The 13,894-nt window shown below is 42.3% G+C and carries 14 protein-coding genes and 1 pseudogene; 3 read left to right on the forward strand and 12 right to left on the reverse strand.

Annotated elements, in window-relative coordinates; all coding sequences use genetic code 11:
• Nucleotides 1-305: 305 nt before the first annotated feature.
• The 7 genes and pseudogenes from OCV56_RS08995 to OCV56_RS09025 all read right to left on the reverse strand — a co-directional run bounded on the left by OCV56_RS08995 (nucleotide 306) and on the right by OCV56_RS09025 (nucleotide 6,914).
• On the reverse strand, nucleotides 306-779 hold the full coding sequence (locus tag OCV56_RS08995; protein WP_086713531.1) for a response regulator: 474 nt from the start codon (nucleotides 777-779) through the stop codon (nucleotides 306-308).
• Complete coding sequence (locus OCV56_RS09000) at nucleotides 766-2,121, reverse strand: ATP-binding protein (protein ID WP_086713532.1); 1,356 nt, start codon at nucleotides 2,119-2,121, stop codon at nucleotides 766-768. The genes OCV56_RS08995 and OCV56_RS09000 overlap by 14 nt, the downstream gene beginning before the upstream one ends.
• Nucleotides 2,122-2,127: 6 nt before the next feature.
• Nucleotides 2,128-3,546, reverse strand: coding sequence for an SLC13 family permease (locus OCV56_RS09005; RefSeq protein WP_086713533.1), 1,419 nt, complete (start codon nucleotides 3,544-3,546; stop codon nucleotides 2,128-2,130).
• A 237-nt stretch (nucleotides 3,547-3,783) separates the two neighbouring features.
• Nucleotides 3,784-3,999: pseudogene (locus OCV56_RS09010) on the reverse strand (hypothetical protein); the annotation flags it as partial.
• Nucleotides 4,000-4,140: 141 nt separating this feature from the next.
• Entirely contained in the window at nucleotides 4,141-4,905 is a 765-nt protein-coding gene (gene panB / locus OCV56_RS09015) for a 3-methyl-2-oxobutanoate hydroxymethyltransferase (RefSeq protein ID WP_086713534.1), read from the reverse strand.
• A 208-nt stretch (nucleotides 4,906-5,113) separates the two neighbouring features.
• Entirely contained in the window at nucleotides 5,114-5,500 is a 387-nt protein-coding gene (locus OCV56_RS09020) for an NUDIX hydrolase (RefSeq protein WP_086713535.1), read from the reverse strand.
• Between the two features lie 97 nt (nucleotides 5,501-5,597).
• Complete coding sequence (locus OCV56_RS09025) at nucleotides 5,598-6,914, reverse strand: MATE family Na+-driven efflux transporter (protein ID WP_086713536.1); 1,317 nt, start codon at nucleotides 6,912-6,914, stop codon at nucleotides 5,598-5,600.
• Between the two features lie 365 nt (nucleotides 6,915-7,279).
• Here OCV56_RS09025 and OCV56_RS09035 point away from each other — a divergent pair, with 365 nt between their 5' ends.
• Complete coding sequence (locus tag OCV56_RS09035; protein ID WP_150330754.1) at nucleotides 7,280-8,236, forward strand: IS110 family RNA-guided transposase; 957 nt, start codon at nucleotides 7,280-7,282, stop codon at nucleotides 8,234-8,236.
• Between the two features lie 22 nt (nucleotides 8,237-8,258).
• Here the strand turns inward: OCV56_RS09035 and OCV56_RS09040 are convergent, their stop codons facing one another.
• Nucleotides 8,259-8,855, reverse strand: a complete 597-nt coding sequence (locus OCV56_RS09040; protein ID WP_086716338.1) for a class I SAM-dependent methyltransferase — start codon at nucleotides 8,853-8,855, stop codon at nucleotides 8,259-8,261.
• Nucleotides 8,856-9,205: 350 nt separating this feature from the next.
• Here OCV56_RS09040 and OCV56_RS09045 point away from each other — a divergent pair, with 350 nt between their 5' ends.
• The gene (locus OCV56_RS09045; protein WP_190960471.1) at nucleotides 9,206-10,162 is read left to right on the forward strand and encodes an IS110 family RNA-guided transposase; all 957 of its coding nucleotides are present in this window, start codon (nucleotides 9,206-9,208) and stop codon (nucleotides 10,160-10,162) included.
• Between the two features lie 31 nt (nucleotides 10,163-10,193).
• On the opposite strand, the gene OCV56_RS09050 is transcribed toward OCV56_RS09045, so the two are convergent.
• The 3 genes from OCV56_RS09050 to OCV56_RS09060 all read right to left on the reverse strand — a co-directional run bounded on the left by OCV56_RS09050 (nucleotide 10,194) and on the right by OCV56_RS09060 (nucleotide 11,704).
• Nucleotides 10,194-10,421 carry a hypothetical protein gene (locus tag OCV56_RS09050; protein ID WP_086716342.1) on the reverse strand — a complete coding sequence of 76 codons (228 nt, stop codon included), beginning with the start codon at nucleotides 10,419-10,421 and terminating at the stop codon, nucleotides 10,194-10,196.
• Between the two features lie 2 nt (nucleotides 10,422-10,423).
• The gene (locus OCV56_RS09055; RefSeq protein ID WP_143691611.1) at nucleotides 10,424-10,978 is read right to left on the reverse strand and encodes a hypothetical protein; all 555 of its coding nucleotides are present in this window, start codon (nucleotides 10,976-10,978) and stop codon (nucleotides 10,424-10,426) included.
• A 90-nt stretch (nucleotides 10,979-11,068) separates the two neighbouring features.
• Nucleotides 11,069-11,704 carry a hypothetical protein gene (locus OCV56_RS09060; protein ID WP_086716346.1) on the reverse strand — a complete coding sequence of 212 codons (636 nt, stop codon included), beginning with the start codon at nucleotides 11,702-11,704 and terminating at the stop codon, nucleotides 11,069-11,071.
• An 88-nt stretch (nucleotides 11,705-11,792) separates the two neighbouring features.
• Here OCV56_RS09060 and OCV56_RS09065 point away from each other — a divergent pair, with 88 nt between their 5' ends.
• Complete coding sequence (locus tag OCV56_RS09065; RefSeq protein WP_150330753.1) at nucleotides 11,793-12,818, forward strand: IS110 family RNA-guided transposase; 1,026 nt, start codon at nucleotides 11,793-11,795, stop codon at nucleotides 12,816-12,818.
• A 391-nt stretch (nucleotides 12,819-13,209) separates the two neighbouring features.
• Here OCV56_RS09065 and OCV56_RS09070 read toward each other — a convergent pair whose 3' ends face one another.
• Nucleotides 13,210-13,806 (reverse strand): hypothetical protein, encoded by a 597-nt coding sequence (locus OCV56_RS09070; RefSeq protein WP_228761216.1) that lies wholly within the window; start codon nucleotides 13,804-13,806, stop codon nucleotides 13,210-13,212.
• Nucleotides 13,807-13,894: the final 88 nt, after the last annotated feature.

A 13,894-nucleotide genomic window follows, 5' to 3' on the forward strand; every position in this document is an offset into this window, starting at 1 on the left:
TAGTAAACGACACTGATACTCTGCGACACATTTTAGCTCTACTGCATGTTCAGGGAATCGTTCGTGAAGAAGACACAATGTATCCGTTGGTCTTGGTCTGGCGTAGCGTATGAGTTTTAGATTTAAGCCAGCAGCCAGTGTGTTAATCACTGAGTACTAAAACCTGAACGACTAAAAAAGATAGGTAATATATGCACCGATAGATTGCATCTTTCACAGAAAAAATCCTTCAGAAAGCGTCCTTCGGTGCATATAATTTCAAGCGACGGACATCAATGACTAGCGTAAGTCGCTAACATAAGTGACTAGCGTAAGCGTCTAAACACAACCTGCTGGTCAAGCTCATTCTGATAGTCCGTGTAATCAAGCCCTTGATCAAATATGTACTCAGTGACAAGAGTACGAATGCACTCAACTAATGTGCTTGCTTGCCAAGGCTTTTCAAAGTAACGGTCGATGCCTGCTGCATTAATCGCATTGATGGTATCAGTATGAGTGGCCTGCCCCGTAAGAAGAATTTTCTTTGTATTCGGAAAGCGACTGTCATGGGACACTTCAGTAAGTAACTCCACACCCGTTTTCCCTGGCATCACATGATCAGACACGATGACGGTAATGTGTTCGCCTTCTGCGTCAAGTTCATCAATGAGATCAAGCACTTCTTGCGCTGATTCACAATCTTCAATATTCAGCCAACTCGCCAGCGGCTCCAAATCTTGTATCACTGCGCTCAGTACTTCTCTCTGGTCATCGACACAGATTAAATTAAGCTTCTCCATGTTCACCCTCTATTGGTAACTTGATTCTAAATACCGTTTTAGAAGCATCACTTTTCACAATGACGCTTCCGCCATAACCCGCCACAATCCGCTTAACTATTGATAAACCCAAGCCCAATCCAAACGATAAACCACCTTTTTTAGTGGTGAAGTTGGGCTGAAATACCTTTCTACGAGTCACCTCGTCTATCTCAGGGCCGTTATTCGCGATCGTAACTAATATTCTTTTCTTACTTAACCTGGTTTGAATTTCTATTGCAGCATCGTCTGAATTCGACATTGCATCACAAGCATTCTTTACAATGTTGACCCAAATCTGAACAAGCTCTGTTTTCGAGCCTTTAAAAGTCGGCAAATCTGCAGGGCTCAATCGCACAGATACTCTACGTAACTCACTTTGTAACAGCGATAAGGCATGGTTAATGGAGTCATTAATATCAACCGCTTCTTCGGTGTCAATATCAACTCTGCCAAGTTGTTTAACCGATTTTACGATGCCGACGGTGTGTCTAGATGCCAAACGTAAATCATGTAAATCACAGCCCATCTGCCAAAAACGAATCGCTTCTTCTGGTTTTTTCAGCCAATGCTTTGAAATAACGTCTGTTGCAGATAAAGCGTCAATTGGAATCGCCTTTGCAAGAGAGCGAGCAATGTTTTTGTCTAAACCATATTTTCTTTCAAATTGTCGCCCACGTGTTCGTGCTTCTAACGACGACGTTTTCTGACCATGCATTAACCCAAAATCGAAAAATTGACTGGCTTCTGGATGCACTTCTTCAAGCAGATCCATGATGACCGTTTCAAGTCGACCAGATTTACTACTTACTACACCAATAGCGTTGTTAAGTTCATGAGCAATCCCTGCAGCTAATTGACCCAAGGTCGTCATTTGCTCAGCAGTATGTAACTTCTCTAGCGCTTTTTGTTTCGCGATCGCTTCCTGTGTTGCGCGGCGTTGACGACGCGACAACTCATTGACAATCACAGGTGTGAACTGTGCGGTAAGAGGACCAAATTTACCTTCATCTTCTGCAGGCGTGTCTTTATCGATCCATGCTAACTCAACATCGGTTTTAGCAACAACCGTTGAAGATGCTGTCCAATTACCTGAAAAGAAGCTATGAACGCCAATAAAAGCCCCACTACCCGCGCTAAATACTCGAACTTGCGGTGTATTCGCATCGGAATAAAACCCTTCCAGTTCTCCACTCAACACATAATATAAACGAGTGTTTAACGCTGATTGTTCAATAATGTTGTTACCGGCACGGCACGTCACCCGACGTTCTGCGTGGTTAAAATAGCGATCGATAAGTGCTTCTAACTTTTGTTGATACACGTATCGTTACCCTATGTGACCAATTGAATGTAGCAGCCACACCATAACAAAGCTCAATAGCACACCAACCACACCCAAAATAATACCGATTCTGGCCATTTGATTACTTTGCACATGACCTGTGGCATGAGCCAACGCATTCGGTGGCGTACTGATTGGTAGCGACATACCTAATGAAGCGGCAAAAGTCACAACCAGAATTAACGTTAACTCACCGCCTAGTGGCGTGAGTGAAGCCATAGACGAACCTAATGCCGCCATAATTGGCATTAACAAGTTAGCCGTTGCGGTATGAGACATAAAGTTTGCCATTACCAAACACAAGAAAGCCGCTCCGAACAAGACCACATAGGGTGAGTAGGTATCAAACGGAATACTGTGTACCACGAGCTTTGCTAAGCCAGTTTTATCGAGCGCTAAACCAAGCGCAATACCACCTGATACAAGCCACAATACATCCCAAGAAATTTTCTTCAGGTCTTCTTTATTGATGATCCCAGTAAGAGAGAACACAGCAACAGGAATCAGAGCGACGGTATAAGAGTTCATGCCATGGCTTGAACCCATTAACCAAAGAATGATGGTGAGCGCAAAAGTGACGTACACCGCAATGGCTTTGGGTGTTTTAAGGAATTTACCTTTAATACTTAGTTCGATTTTCTTTTGGTCAGCTTTGTACATAAAGCCTATTAAAAACCACGCTAACGCCATCATAATAACGACAAACGGCACACCAAATGCCATCCATTCGCCGAACGTAATGAGGTTATCGCCAACTAAATATTTAAGTGCGATAGCGTTCGGAGGGGTACCTATCGGGGTACCAATGCCACCGATGTTAGCGGCAACAGGGATGCAAAGCGCAAACGCTACACGACCGGGGTCTTTCGGACCAAACACAGCCAGTACCGGCGTTAAAATAGATAGCATCATTGCCGTTGTTGCCGTGTTAGACATAAACATCGAAAAGATACCGGTGATCAACATTAAACCGAGCATCACAAACTTTGGGTCTTGTCCAAATGGCTTCAACAACACGCGAGCTAAGTTTACGTCTAATCGATACTTAGTGGCAGCCATCGCTAAGAAGAAACCGCCTAAAAACAGCATGATGATTGGGCTAGCGAACGTCGCCATAATATCGCTGTATTTTAGCAACTCACCAAAATGTTCCTGCCCATGCTCAAACCTTAAAAAGATCAGCCCTTTATCCGACAACATCAACAATTGCAGAACGATAATAACAACAGACGTCGCGTAAATCGGGATAGGCTCGAACACCCAGCACAATGCCGCTAATAAAAAGATCGCGATAACGCGTTGTTGAATAATCGTAAGGCCTTCAAATGGAAACGCTGATAGCGGCATTACGAGGATAATGAAAGGAATTAAAATAGGGACAATGTATTTTATATAGGGGCGCATAACACAAAAACTCTTCCTGAGATAACAACTACTTAGAAATTAGATTTAAAGTTCTAATTTAGATCCGACAACGAATTATCGACCTCTTATCACTATCTCACTATCGGCTAGATCAATGATTACGTAATCGCGATATCCCCTTTTTCGATTCTGTGCGCTACCTCTACGTTTGTATGTCATTTATTGTGCAAATAAATTCCGAGAACCAAAAAGCAAACATTCGCCTTTGCGTGGGAGATCCGTAAGCTTTGGCGTTTGTAGCATTGCAGAGTACTCGCCTAAAACTTCAATCTCAGTTTGGTCTATTAGCTCACTCGTTTTAAGCCACGCATTGTCTGATTTAGGGAAATACCCATTTAGATAATTCGCAGCCAAATAAGCTTTTAATGAATGAGGTTGATGGATGCTGGCACTGCTATAAAGTGCCTTTTCTAATAGTTGGTCGCTTGTCATGTTTCCTCCTTGAAACTGACGTTTGGTGAGAGAATCAAGACAGCTCCACACCGAACGTCCAAATACACTTCATATGCTTATCGTAATGCACGGAAAAATGCCATGCATTACGATTCAACCTAAAGCCATTAACTAAGGGGCTTATTTGCTCAGGTTGTTCGGAAATACGTTCGTTTTGACTTCCGTAGCAAACTCATTTGCTGCGTCAAAGATAGTTTGGCTGCAATGGGCGTACTGTTTTGAAAACGGAGGCCATCGGTTACCAAGTCCAAGAGCATCATTGATCACTAATACTTGACCATCACAATCAGCACCCGCACCAATCCCAATAGTAGGGATGCTAATCTCTTGAGTAATCGATTCGCCAAGTGAAGAAGGCATGTGCTCAAGCACCAACATAAACGCACCCGCTTCTTGAATCGCTTTTGCTTCTTCGCTTACGGTTTGAGCATCTTCAGCAGATTGCCCTACTTTCTTGAAGTTTGTTGCCGTTTGCGGAGTTAACCCCGTGTGACCAACAACTGGGATATTGTTTGCGACAAGGTGAGCAATAACATCGAGTTTTGCACCTTCCAGTTTTATGCTGTCGGCACCAGCCTGCATCAGCCTTTTAGCATTAACTAACGCTACTTCAGGAGAACGATCGGTTAAGTATGGGAGGTCGCCAATAATGTGCGTATTTGGAGCACCGCGACGCACTGCCCCTACATGATATTCCATGTGCTCAATGGTCACATCTCGCGTACTGCTAAAACCCATTTCAACCATGCCGACAGTATCACCAACAAGAATAATAGGTATCCCAGCAGATTCAATACTTGCAGCCACAGGGAATGTATAAGCGGTCAACATCGGAATACGTTGTTTCCCTTTCATTTCCATAAAAGAACTTGGAGTGTGTTTCATGTTCTTGCTCTCATAAAATCATGCGTTATTAAAACACTGATGCTATTAGTTTTAATTGAGCTATGGAAGAGAAAATCTGGTGTTAACTAAAAACCACAAATTAGGTTCAATTCAACAAATGCGTTTAGTTAGTGGACGTTAAACCAACGAAGAGTGATGATTAAAACGAACTGAGTTTTCGTCTATAAATCCGTAACCCAATCTTAAACTATGTGTAGTGGCTCAAATGCTTCTCTATAAACTCGTTATCTGCACGATAAAAATCATCAAGAGGAATCGCTGAGGGCTCTAGCCAATAGAATGTTTGCTGTCTTTCTGCGTCGACCATTTCAGGCTCATCATTGTGATCCGCACTCAAAACTACATAGTGAATTTGACCACCGAAGTCGTTCTGCCCTTGATGAGTGCCGAGGAGTTGTAAATCTTTGAGACCTGTTTCTTCCCACAACTCTCTAATTGCGGCTTCGCGCCCCGATTCTCCGGGATCAACTGAACCTCCAGGGAACTCAAAAACCATACCTTGGCGATGTCTAAAACGCTTTTGGATTAAGACTTTCCCTTCTCTTACAACCACAGCCATAGCTATGTTTTTCATGTGAGTTTCCTTGTACTTCAAAAAGCACTTTAAACAAAATGAACTAAGAATAAGGAATGCGCCTTAGGTATGCCGTTGTATTTGCACCAACTATTAATTAACTTAAAAGAGACTCGCACTGGCTTAGCGATTGCTGCCTCCTCAGCATTAGGTATAAAGCCCATGTAATCATTGCGTCTAGAGTTATACCCAAGCCGAACATCAATCCGATAGTTTGAAGTGTAGGAACAAATATGCCGGTTTGATAACACACAAAAGCACCACCATAAAACACACTATTAACCGCCAAAGATTGATAGAGCATGAGGTCTGTTCGACCAATACCATAGAAGTAACTGTCTATGACATTGTTGAAGCTAAACACAACATAGAATCCGACTAACAACCATACTAAATCGATAATTGGACCTGAGTTCTTAACCCCCATTACACTAGATATTAAGCCATCCCACATCGGTATTGTGATAGCCCAAGCGACAATGACCCCCACAGTTAGCCAAAAGTAACCATTGACTCGTTCAATCGATAACCCTTGGTTGGTTGCAGCGTCTTGTTTCACTAACTGACCTAAAGCTAATATAGGAAGCAACAACCATCCCCAAATGAATTGATTCGCAACCCAGAATGTTCCGGCTTGTTGTACTTGGTTCACTAATTGCAAAATCATTACAATAAAAGCGGCATTACGAACAAATGACTCTAGGCCTGACTTCCACCCAATGACTACCCACTCCTTTAGCCATATATTTTGATTTCGATTACTTTGCCCAAACTTAAGAGATACACCTAATCTAACAAGGTAAGTAATAGCGATTGCGGCGAGTATTAAATTGACAATAATATTGCTAAAAGCGATACCATGAACACCCAATTCAAAGGAAATTGGTAACTGGCTAACAAATAGAGCGTCGCACAAAATCGTTAGTATCATTTGTACGACTAACAACTTGTACAGAGTCTTCTTCTGATTTTTCAACACTAAAACTAACGATAAAAAGGCGTAAACACTAGAAAGTAATATAGCTAATGATTCCAATCGGATATATTGTATCGTCGTAGTGAACAGTTCTTTTTGTTGTTGCATTGCAGTAACAAAGATTGGCGTAAACCACAGGACAACAGCAGTGACTAAAAGATAACTTAATACTATAATTTTTAGTCCTAGACTAACCCTCTCTTGAAATTTTCTACCATCACTTACGACCTTACCAAAGATAAATGCTAGCGGAATGAATAACGCTTCATGGAGTACTTCATAACCAACATTTAACCAAGCTACTTGCGCTGCGATGCTATATGTCCAAGGGCTTTCAATGCTTCCTAAAAAATAAATTCTAGTTGTCGCATAAATCAACGGAATAAAACTAGTAAGCATCAACACTAACCAGAGTTGATAATTAATTTTCTTGTTCACACCCACACCCTAGAAGCTATTTTCGGATTTCTGACAAAAACATAACTGCGCGTCAAGCATTGAGCAACACAGTCTCTAAGCTTTAACAAGCCGTCTCAAACAATAAACGCAACGCATCATTAAAATGCCACGCATTGCGAATCCCTCTTAAACAGTTTGTATGGATAATAAGCACTCCAATCGGGTAAGGCGAGGCCCAGACTTTAGCTGCAACTAAAGTTCTTCTATCTGGTAGTTCGATTAAACAATGGCTCCTCGATTGAGAGACCGGTAACAAGTACGAACGTCAGATAGAACTCCAAGCACCATACTCGAATAGTCTTCTGGGTCTCGAGCCCGCATTTGCAAGCAAGAGTTAGCTTATTATGAATACAAACACACTTCAAAACATTAATGTTGGCGTTGATACTGGTAAGTCACAATTAGACATCTATGTCCGTCCACTCGACATTTACTTCACTGTACCAAACACCGATAAAGGCATCAGCGATGCCATTAAAATCATTAAGAAACACAAACCTCAACGCGTCGTCATCGAGGCTACAGGTCGATTAGAAATGCCCTTCATACTCGCCTGTGATAAAGCCAAATTGCCTTATGTCGTTGCTAATCCACTACGTATTAAAAGGTTTGCTGAAGCCATTGGTCAACGAGCTAAGAACGACCGTTTAGATGCCGCGCTCATCGCACATTATGCCGAACGAGTTCAGCCCGAACTTACCAAGCTAAAAAGCGAAAACATACGCCTTATGAGTGACTTAGTCACGAGGCGGAACCAACTACTCACCATGCAAACCATGGAAAGAAATCGACTACAAATATTACCAAAGAATATCGCATCCACGATTTCTCCCATTCTTACTGCACTAAAAAACCAGATAGAAAAAGTCGAAGCAAAGATAACGAAACTGATTGATAGCTGCCCTGAGTATCAATCCAAAAATACTATTCTACAAAGCATGCCAGGCGTTGGTAAAGTCCTTGCTGCCTCCTTAATCAGTAATGTGCCGGAGTTAGGCCTTATCACTAACAAACAAGCTTCTTCTCTCATTGGTGTCGCACCAATAACAAGAGAAAGTGGACGCTTTAAAGGAAAACGGATGATACAAGGAGGACGGGCTCAAGTTAGAACCGTTATGTACATGGCGATGATGTCGGCTATCCAATGCAACCCTGTATTTAAGGCTACTTATGAACGATTACTTGCGGCAGGAAAACCTGAAAAAGTAGCGATAGTTGCCTGCATGAGAAAGATGGTTGTGACACTCAATTCAATGCTAAGAGACGGCGCAATATGGGATAAAGATAGCGTCAAAAATTAATTATTGACGCCATAGTCTCTTGTTATGTACGTTTCACTGCGACCACGGAATATGTATGCCAATGCTTCATTCTACCCAATGAAGTTTTCGCTGTTTCATCACGTTCAAAGAACCTGACTATTTCAAAGCCTGAGAACAAAGCCTTTACTTCTGATTCCGACAACGATGTTGTAGGGCTACGATAGTTGTTAGCCCAACTGTCTTTGAAGCCCATGAAGTCACCAGCAAACACCCCACCGATTTCAATTGAAGATCTGATGTTGCTCCAAGTCGATGCAAATTGGTTTGGGTCAGCGAAGAACAAACTGGAGTTTGCGATAACTACACCAGACTTTGGATAGTCGAACGACTCAAACGAGGACGCTGAAATATCCACTAATGACTTTGACCCGAACCTATCTCTACAAATAGCGACTGAATCAGGATTAATATCGAAGCCATGAACTTGATAACCCTGTTGATCGAGGTATTCGATATCGCTGCCAGTTCCACAACCACAGTCAGTGGCTACTTTGAGGTTTGATTCATTGAGTCTGACAGCAAATTCAGTACGTTTTGAATGTGGGCGAGATAGTGCCTTTTCGTAGTACTGACGCCAAATTTCAGCATTTTCATCCATAAATTTCTGATTTTCCGTAAAAGTACATAACGCCCAATTAAGGTGTGAAGCACACAACCACGACACTCAATTTGATCGCCGTAAACACTGAATTTAACTAAAACCAAAAATGCCAAGGGTGCTGAATCACTCTTAAATTGTTTGTATGGATAATAAGCACTCCAATCGGGTAATGTGAGACCCAGGCTTTAGCTGCAACTAAAGCTTTCTATGTAGCAGTTCGTTTAAACGCTGGCTCCTCCATCGAGAGACCGATAACAAACATGAACGCTACATAGGACTTCAAGCATAAACCTCGAATAGTCGACTGGGTCTCGAACCCGCATTACGCAAGCATGAGTTAGCTTATTATGAATACCAAAATCAATCAAAGCATCAACGTTGGAGTTGATACCGGAAAAACACAATTAGACATCCACATCAGGCCACTAGACCTATTTTTCTCAGTAGAAAACAATGATAAAGGCATCAAAAAAGCACTCAAAACGATTAAGAGTTACAGTCCTGAACGAATCGTTATTGAAGCAACAGGCCGATTAGAAATGCCTTTTGTTCTTGCATGTGCAGAAGCTCAATTACCTATTGTCAGAGCAAACCCTGTCCATATAAAACGATTCGCTGGTGCTATTGGCCGCAGAGCCAAAAATGATCGTTTAGATGCAGAGTTGATCGCTCACTATGGAGAAGCAATCAAACCAGCTTTTACTGTCATAAAACCAAAAAACATACGCCTAATGAGTGACTTAGTCATTCGCCGAAACCAGTTGTTATCCATGCAAACCATGGAAAAGAACCGAATCCAGATACTTCCCGCTTCTCTCCATCCGACTATCAAACCGATGCTGACCACGATAAAAAATCAAATCACCAAGTTAGAAGAAAAGCTCGTTAAACTCATTGAAGATAGCCCTGAATACCAGGCTAAAAACACAATATTGCAGAGCGTCCCAGGAATAGGAAACATTGCCGCTGCATCAATAATTAGCAACGTACCTGAACTTGGTTACATCACGAATAAACAAGCGGCATCACTGATTGGTGTCGCTCCAATTACACGCGAAAGTGGTCGCTACAAAGGTAAGCGCGTAATCCAAGGCGGTCGAGCGCAAGTACGCACAGTTTTATACATGGCAATGATGTCGGCCATGCAATGTAACCCCGTATTCAAAGCGACATATGCTCGACTTTTAGCTGCTGGGAAGCCAAAGAAAGTCGCAATAATCGCGTGTGTTCGAAAGATGGTTGTGACCCTTAATTCTATGCTGAGAGATGGCGCCATGTGGGATGAAAATACAGCCAAAAACTAATCATTGACGCCATAGTCGTTTGTTATGTTTGCTACTTCCTTGGCCATGGGTTGTCAGGTTCGACATGAATCATTGGAGCTTCTTCTCCTGCACCCAAGTCTACCTCTGAGCCCTCAAAAACTCTGCCACGCCAGTGACCTTTGCGATACGAACCTTTTGAGAATGCTACTTTTTGTAGAGCTCGTTGCCTTCTGCCTTTCATGCCACCTTGAGGCTTGTGTGCTCCAGGCTTACCTTTATTATCTTCGTGCTGTCCCATAATTATGACTCCGGAATGTAGAAATTTGAAATTGGAAATGCTGACAATACCTCTTGCTCGCACTCCTGCTTCACCTTCTTGTTTTCAGTACTTTCCGGTGTTTTTGCTACCAAAGCTGAGTGTTTAGCCAGAATTTTCTTGAATTGGGTTTGATGAGTTGGCTTATATGATTGCTCTGTAGCAATTGAGGTTCTTAATTGAGATAACTCAAACGACAACACTCGATATTCAGCAAGCACTTCCTCATAAAGTCGTACTCTTTTCGTTATTCCCACAATGGGCTTGAGTACAGATATAACAGCTGCCGTAATTAAGAACCCTTGCCAAAAGTGACTACCAAGACCATCACTCCAAACCGTAAGGCTCGCAATAGCCGAAGTTGACGCTGTCGCTGCAATGAAAAACTCCATTGTATTGTTGATAACGACATACTTTTTAAGCCTGCGACCAAAATATTTTTCATTGAGCTTCGCTGTTCTAAGCAAGTCATATACCTGCCAAACTGGATGTTCCTTGGTACTCAAATTTTTACTCCTTGTAAACATAACGCCTGCCATAATGTGTACCCCACTGAGCCAACAAAGCGCACCATACTCCATACCAAAACCGCCGAATACAAAGCATCACATTGATGGCTTTGTTATGTATCAACCAAAAGTGAGACCATGTTTTTCGTTAAATGCAACAATATCATTGATGTTGTGAAAGATAGCGGTAACGAATTTCTTCAATTTTTTATTGAATACTAAAATCATACCACCGAATCCGCCGCCTGAGCCTCCTGAACCATCATCAAGACTTGCTAAGTATCTGAGATAACATTCAAAATCAACAAATTCAATTCCGATAAAACCATCAATAAAATCTTCAATAAAGTCTTCAGCGTCCATCTGCGCAAATCCATCAAAAGTTTTACCAAATAACGGACCGACTTTAGATATATATCTATCCAAATTCACATTAATACTATCGCAATCTTTATCTCTCCATGATATAAAATGGCCATCATATGAGTTTTGTTGATGACTCAATGGGATCTCTTCACATAGTTTTTTTCTTAATGGTTTTTCTTTTTCTCTCCGTATCTCTGTCTCAAACTCTTTAAACTCTATAAGGACACACTTAGTACCAACACTTGCAAAGTAGTCAGCATATAACCTATCTAACCCCCCATTTAGCTCGCCGCTAGCATAGTGGTAATACTTACCATAACGTTTATCCAATTGATGCTTTAATTTTTCTGAAAAACATCGCTGAACAATTTGTTCACCAATTTTACTCATTATTCCTCCAATACATAACGAATGACATGGATTCCCCCTACCGAGGATCTGCCACACTTGTGTGGTACTTAAATGCATCGGAGGCACCATGTCTGATTATTCTTATTTCTGCGGTATCGACCTAGCTAAAAACCACTTTAGTCTTCATGCCGTAGACCAAAATGGTAAGGTCATACTTCATAAGTCAGTAACCCGCTCTAAACTGCTGACTACAATAGCAAATATGCCACTCATGCGTATAGGCGTCGAAGCGTGTGGTGGTGCACATTATTGGGCAAGAACACTCAATAAACTGGGTCACGACGCCCGTATCATGGCCGTTAAATACGTGGTTCCTTATCGAACTAAAGGGAAGAACGACCTTAATGATGCAGTCGCCATATGCGAAGCTGTTCAGCGTCCATCAACTCGCTTTGTACCCGTAAAATCCCCCGAGCAACAAGCCATCCTATCGGTACATAGAATGAGAGAGCATTGGGTTCGTGAACGCACCGCGCTTATGAATCGCATGCGTGCCCTGCTTTCTGAATTCGGATTAATCATTCCTGTTGGTCGCTCTTCATTGATGAAACAGGTTCCCTTAATGCTCGAAGATGCAGAAAATGAACTGCCACACCTCGCAAAAACGGTGATTGCCGATTCTTATCACCACCTTGACGAACTCAATCAACTTATCGCCGATACTGAACAAGTCTTCGATTCTTTTGCTAAGGTCAGTGCTAATGTTCAACGAGTGATGACGGTTCGAGGTATCGGGCCGCAAACTGCAACAGCGATACTCGCTTCGATAGGCAATGGCTCTCAATTTGATAAAAGTCGCGATTTCTCTGCCTGGCTAGGCTTAGTACCAAAGCAATATTCCACAGGGGGGAAACCTCGCTTAGGCCGGATAACCAAACACGGCGACAAATACTTACGAACACTATTAGTTCACGGCGCAAGGACCGTAATTGCCAACCTTGGCGACAAGCAAGATAAGTTAAGTCAGTGGTGTCGAGGCGTTCTAGAGCGGAGAGGTATGAACCGAGCGATAGTGGCACTTGCCGCGAAGAACGCACGAATTATATGGTCGCTTTTACACAATCAAACCGAATATGAAAACTATGCTGCTTAAGTAAAAACCTAAGCAGCATAAAGAGTTAAACCCACCGGGTCATTGCAGACGCTAATGATGGAGATAGGTTAAGACCACTTGCGGAGAGCCTGTTAATGCGGCGGACACACTAGATGTCATCTAACGAATAAGGCACCGCAGTCGCGCAAAGTCATCAGGGCCACGACGTATGCGAATCGTCGATAAGTAGGCCGAATGTAGAGCGGCAGTCCAAACCAATCAACATAAGTTTAGCGGATGTTTGACAACCTGGGGGGAATCCATGTAGCCGCATTAAGTGGTGAGCAACGCAGACCACTGAACCTAAAGTATGATGCCGTAAACACCAAAGTTGAAGCAAACCGAAAATGCCAAGCGTTGGGAATCAGTCTTAAATGCTTTGTTATAAATACTACTTCGCCAATTCTGGAAATATACGCTCTACTTCGTTTCTCAAAGGCGCAAAGAAGAACTTTTTACCAAGTAGAACCAAACACTCCGCTTCAGGATCTAACAATTTGAAGATATTTCCTACCGGGTCGTCGGCTAACTCGTGTGAACCGATTATTGGTGTTGGGAAGAAATAGCCCGCCATTTGACTTAATAAATATGTGTCCATTTTTTCATCAAAGTGCTCCCATGCATTTCTCAGTTCTCGATTAGCTAAAGGCGACTCATCTGTAAGGTTGTAGAGTTTCTTCAAGTACTCACCTCGCTGCATACGAAGTGCTTTTTGCTGCTTGTCTTTTTTACGACCAGCAGGTGAAGGCCAAAAGTACCGTGATAAAGCACCAACATGAATTATAGCTTCTTGTACTTCACTAATGAGTACTGATGCATCGTCAGTTTGACTTAGTAAATAATCGTATTGTTTGAAGGCAGCAATAGCCCTTTCGGCCGAGTAACGAACTGAGTATGTGTAAAAAGGGTTGTGCATAGGCTGAACACCGCCACATTCGAGTGTAAGTGCAGCTCTTCTTTCTAGCTCTTCATCATCAATTTCTACCACGATACTTCCTCGTATTTATAACGCCTGCTTAAGTTGTGAGTGACGCACCACTGAACCTAACTTGGACACCTTAATCACATAAACCTAA

Source organism: Vibrio gigantis (assembly GCF_024347515.1).
In the GTDB taxonomy this organism is placed as follows: domain Bacteria; phylum Pseudomonadota; class Gammaproteobacteria; order Enterobacterales; family Vibrionaceae; genus Vibrio; species Vibrio gigantis.

Coding starts and splice junctions, on each gene's coding strand:
- OCV56_RS09005 (WP_086713533.1), bottom strand. CDS start 3,546: ATGCGCCCCTATATAAAATACATTGTCCCTATTTTAATTCCTTTCATT.
- OCV56_RS09035 (WP_150330754.1), top strand. CDS start 7,280: ATGAATACAAACACACTTCAAAACATTAATGTTGGCGTTGATACTGGT.
- OCV56_RS09020 (WP_086713535.1), bottom strand. CDS start 5,500: ATGAAAAACATAGCTATGGCTGTGGTTGTAAGAGAAGGGAAAGTCTTA.
- OCV56_RS08995 (WP_086713531.1), bottom strand. CDS start 779: ATGGAGAAGCTTAATTTAATCTGTGTCGATGACCAGAGAGAAGTACTG.
- OCV56_RS09045 (WP_190960471.1), top strand. CDS start 9,206: ATGAATACCAAAATCAATCAAAGCATCAACGTTGGAGTTGATACCGGA.
- OCV56_RS09050 (WP_086716342.1), bottom strand. CDS start 10,421: ATGGGACAGCACGAAGATAATAAAGGTAAGCCTGGAGCACACAAGCCT.
- OCV56_RS09060 (WP_086716346.1), bottom strand. CDS start 11,704: ATGAGTAAAATTGGTGAACAAATTGTTCAGCGATGTTTTTCAGAAAAA.
- OCV56_RS09040 (WP_086716338.1), bottom strand. CDS start 8,855: ATGGATGAAAATGCTGAAATTTGGCGTCAGTACTACGAAAAGGCACTA.
- OCV56_RS09055 (WP_143691611.1), bottom strand. CDS start 10,978: ATGGCAGGCGTTATGTTTACAAGGAGTAAAAATTTGAGTACCAAGGAA.
- panB (WP_086713534.1), bottom strand. CDS start 4,905: ATGAAACACACTCCAAGTTCTTTTATGGAAATGAAAGGGAAACAACGT.
- OCV56_RS09065 (WP_150330753.1), top strand. CDS start 11,793: ATGTCTGATTATTCTTATTTCTGCGGTATCGACCTAGCTAAAAACCAC.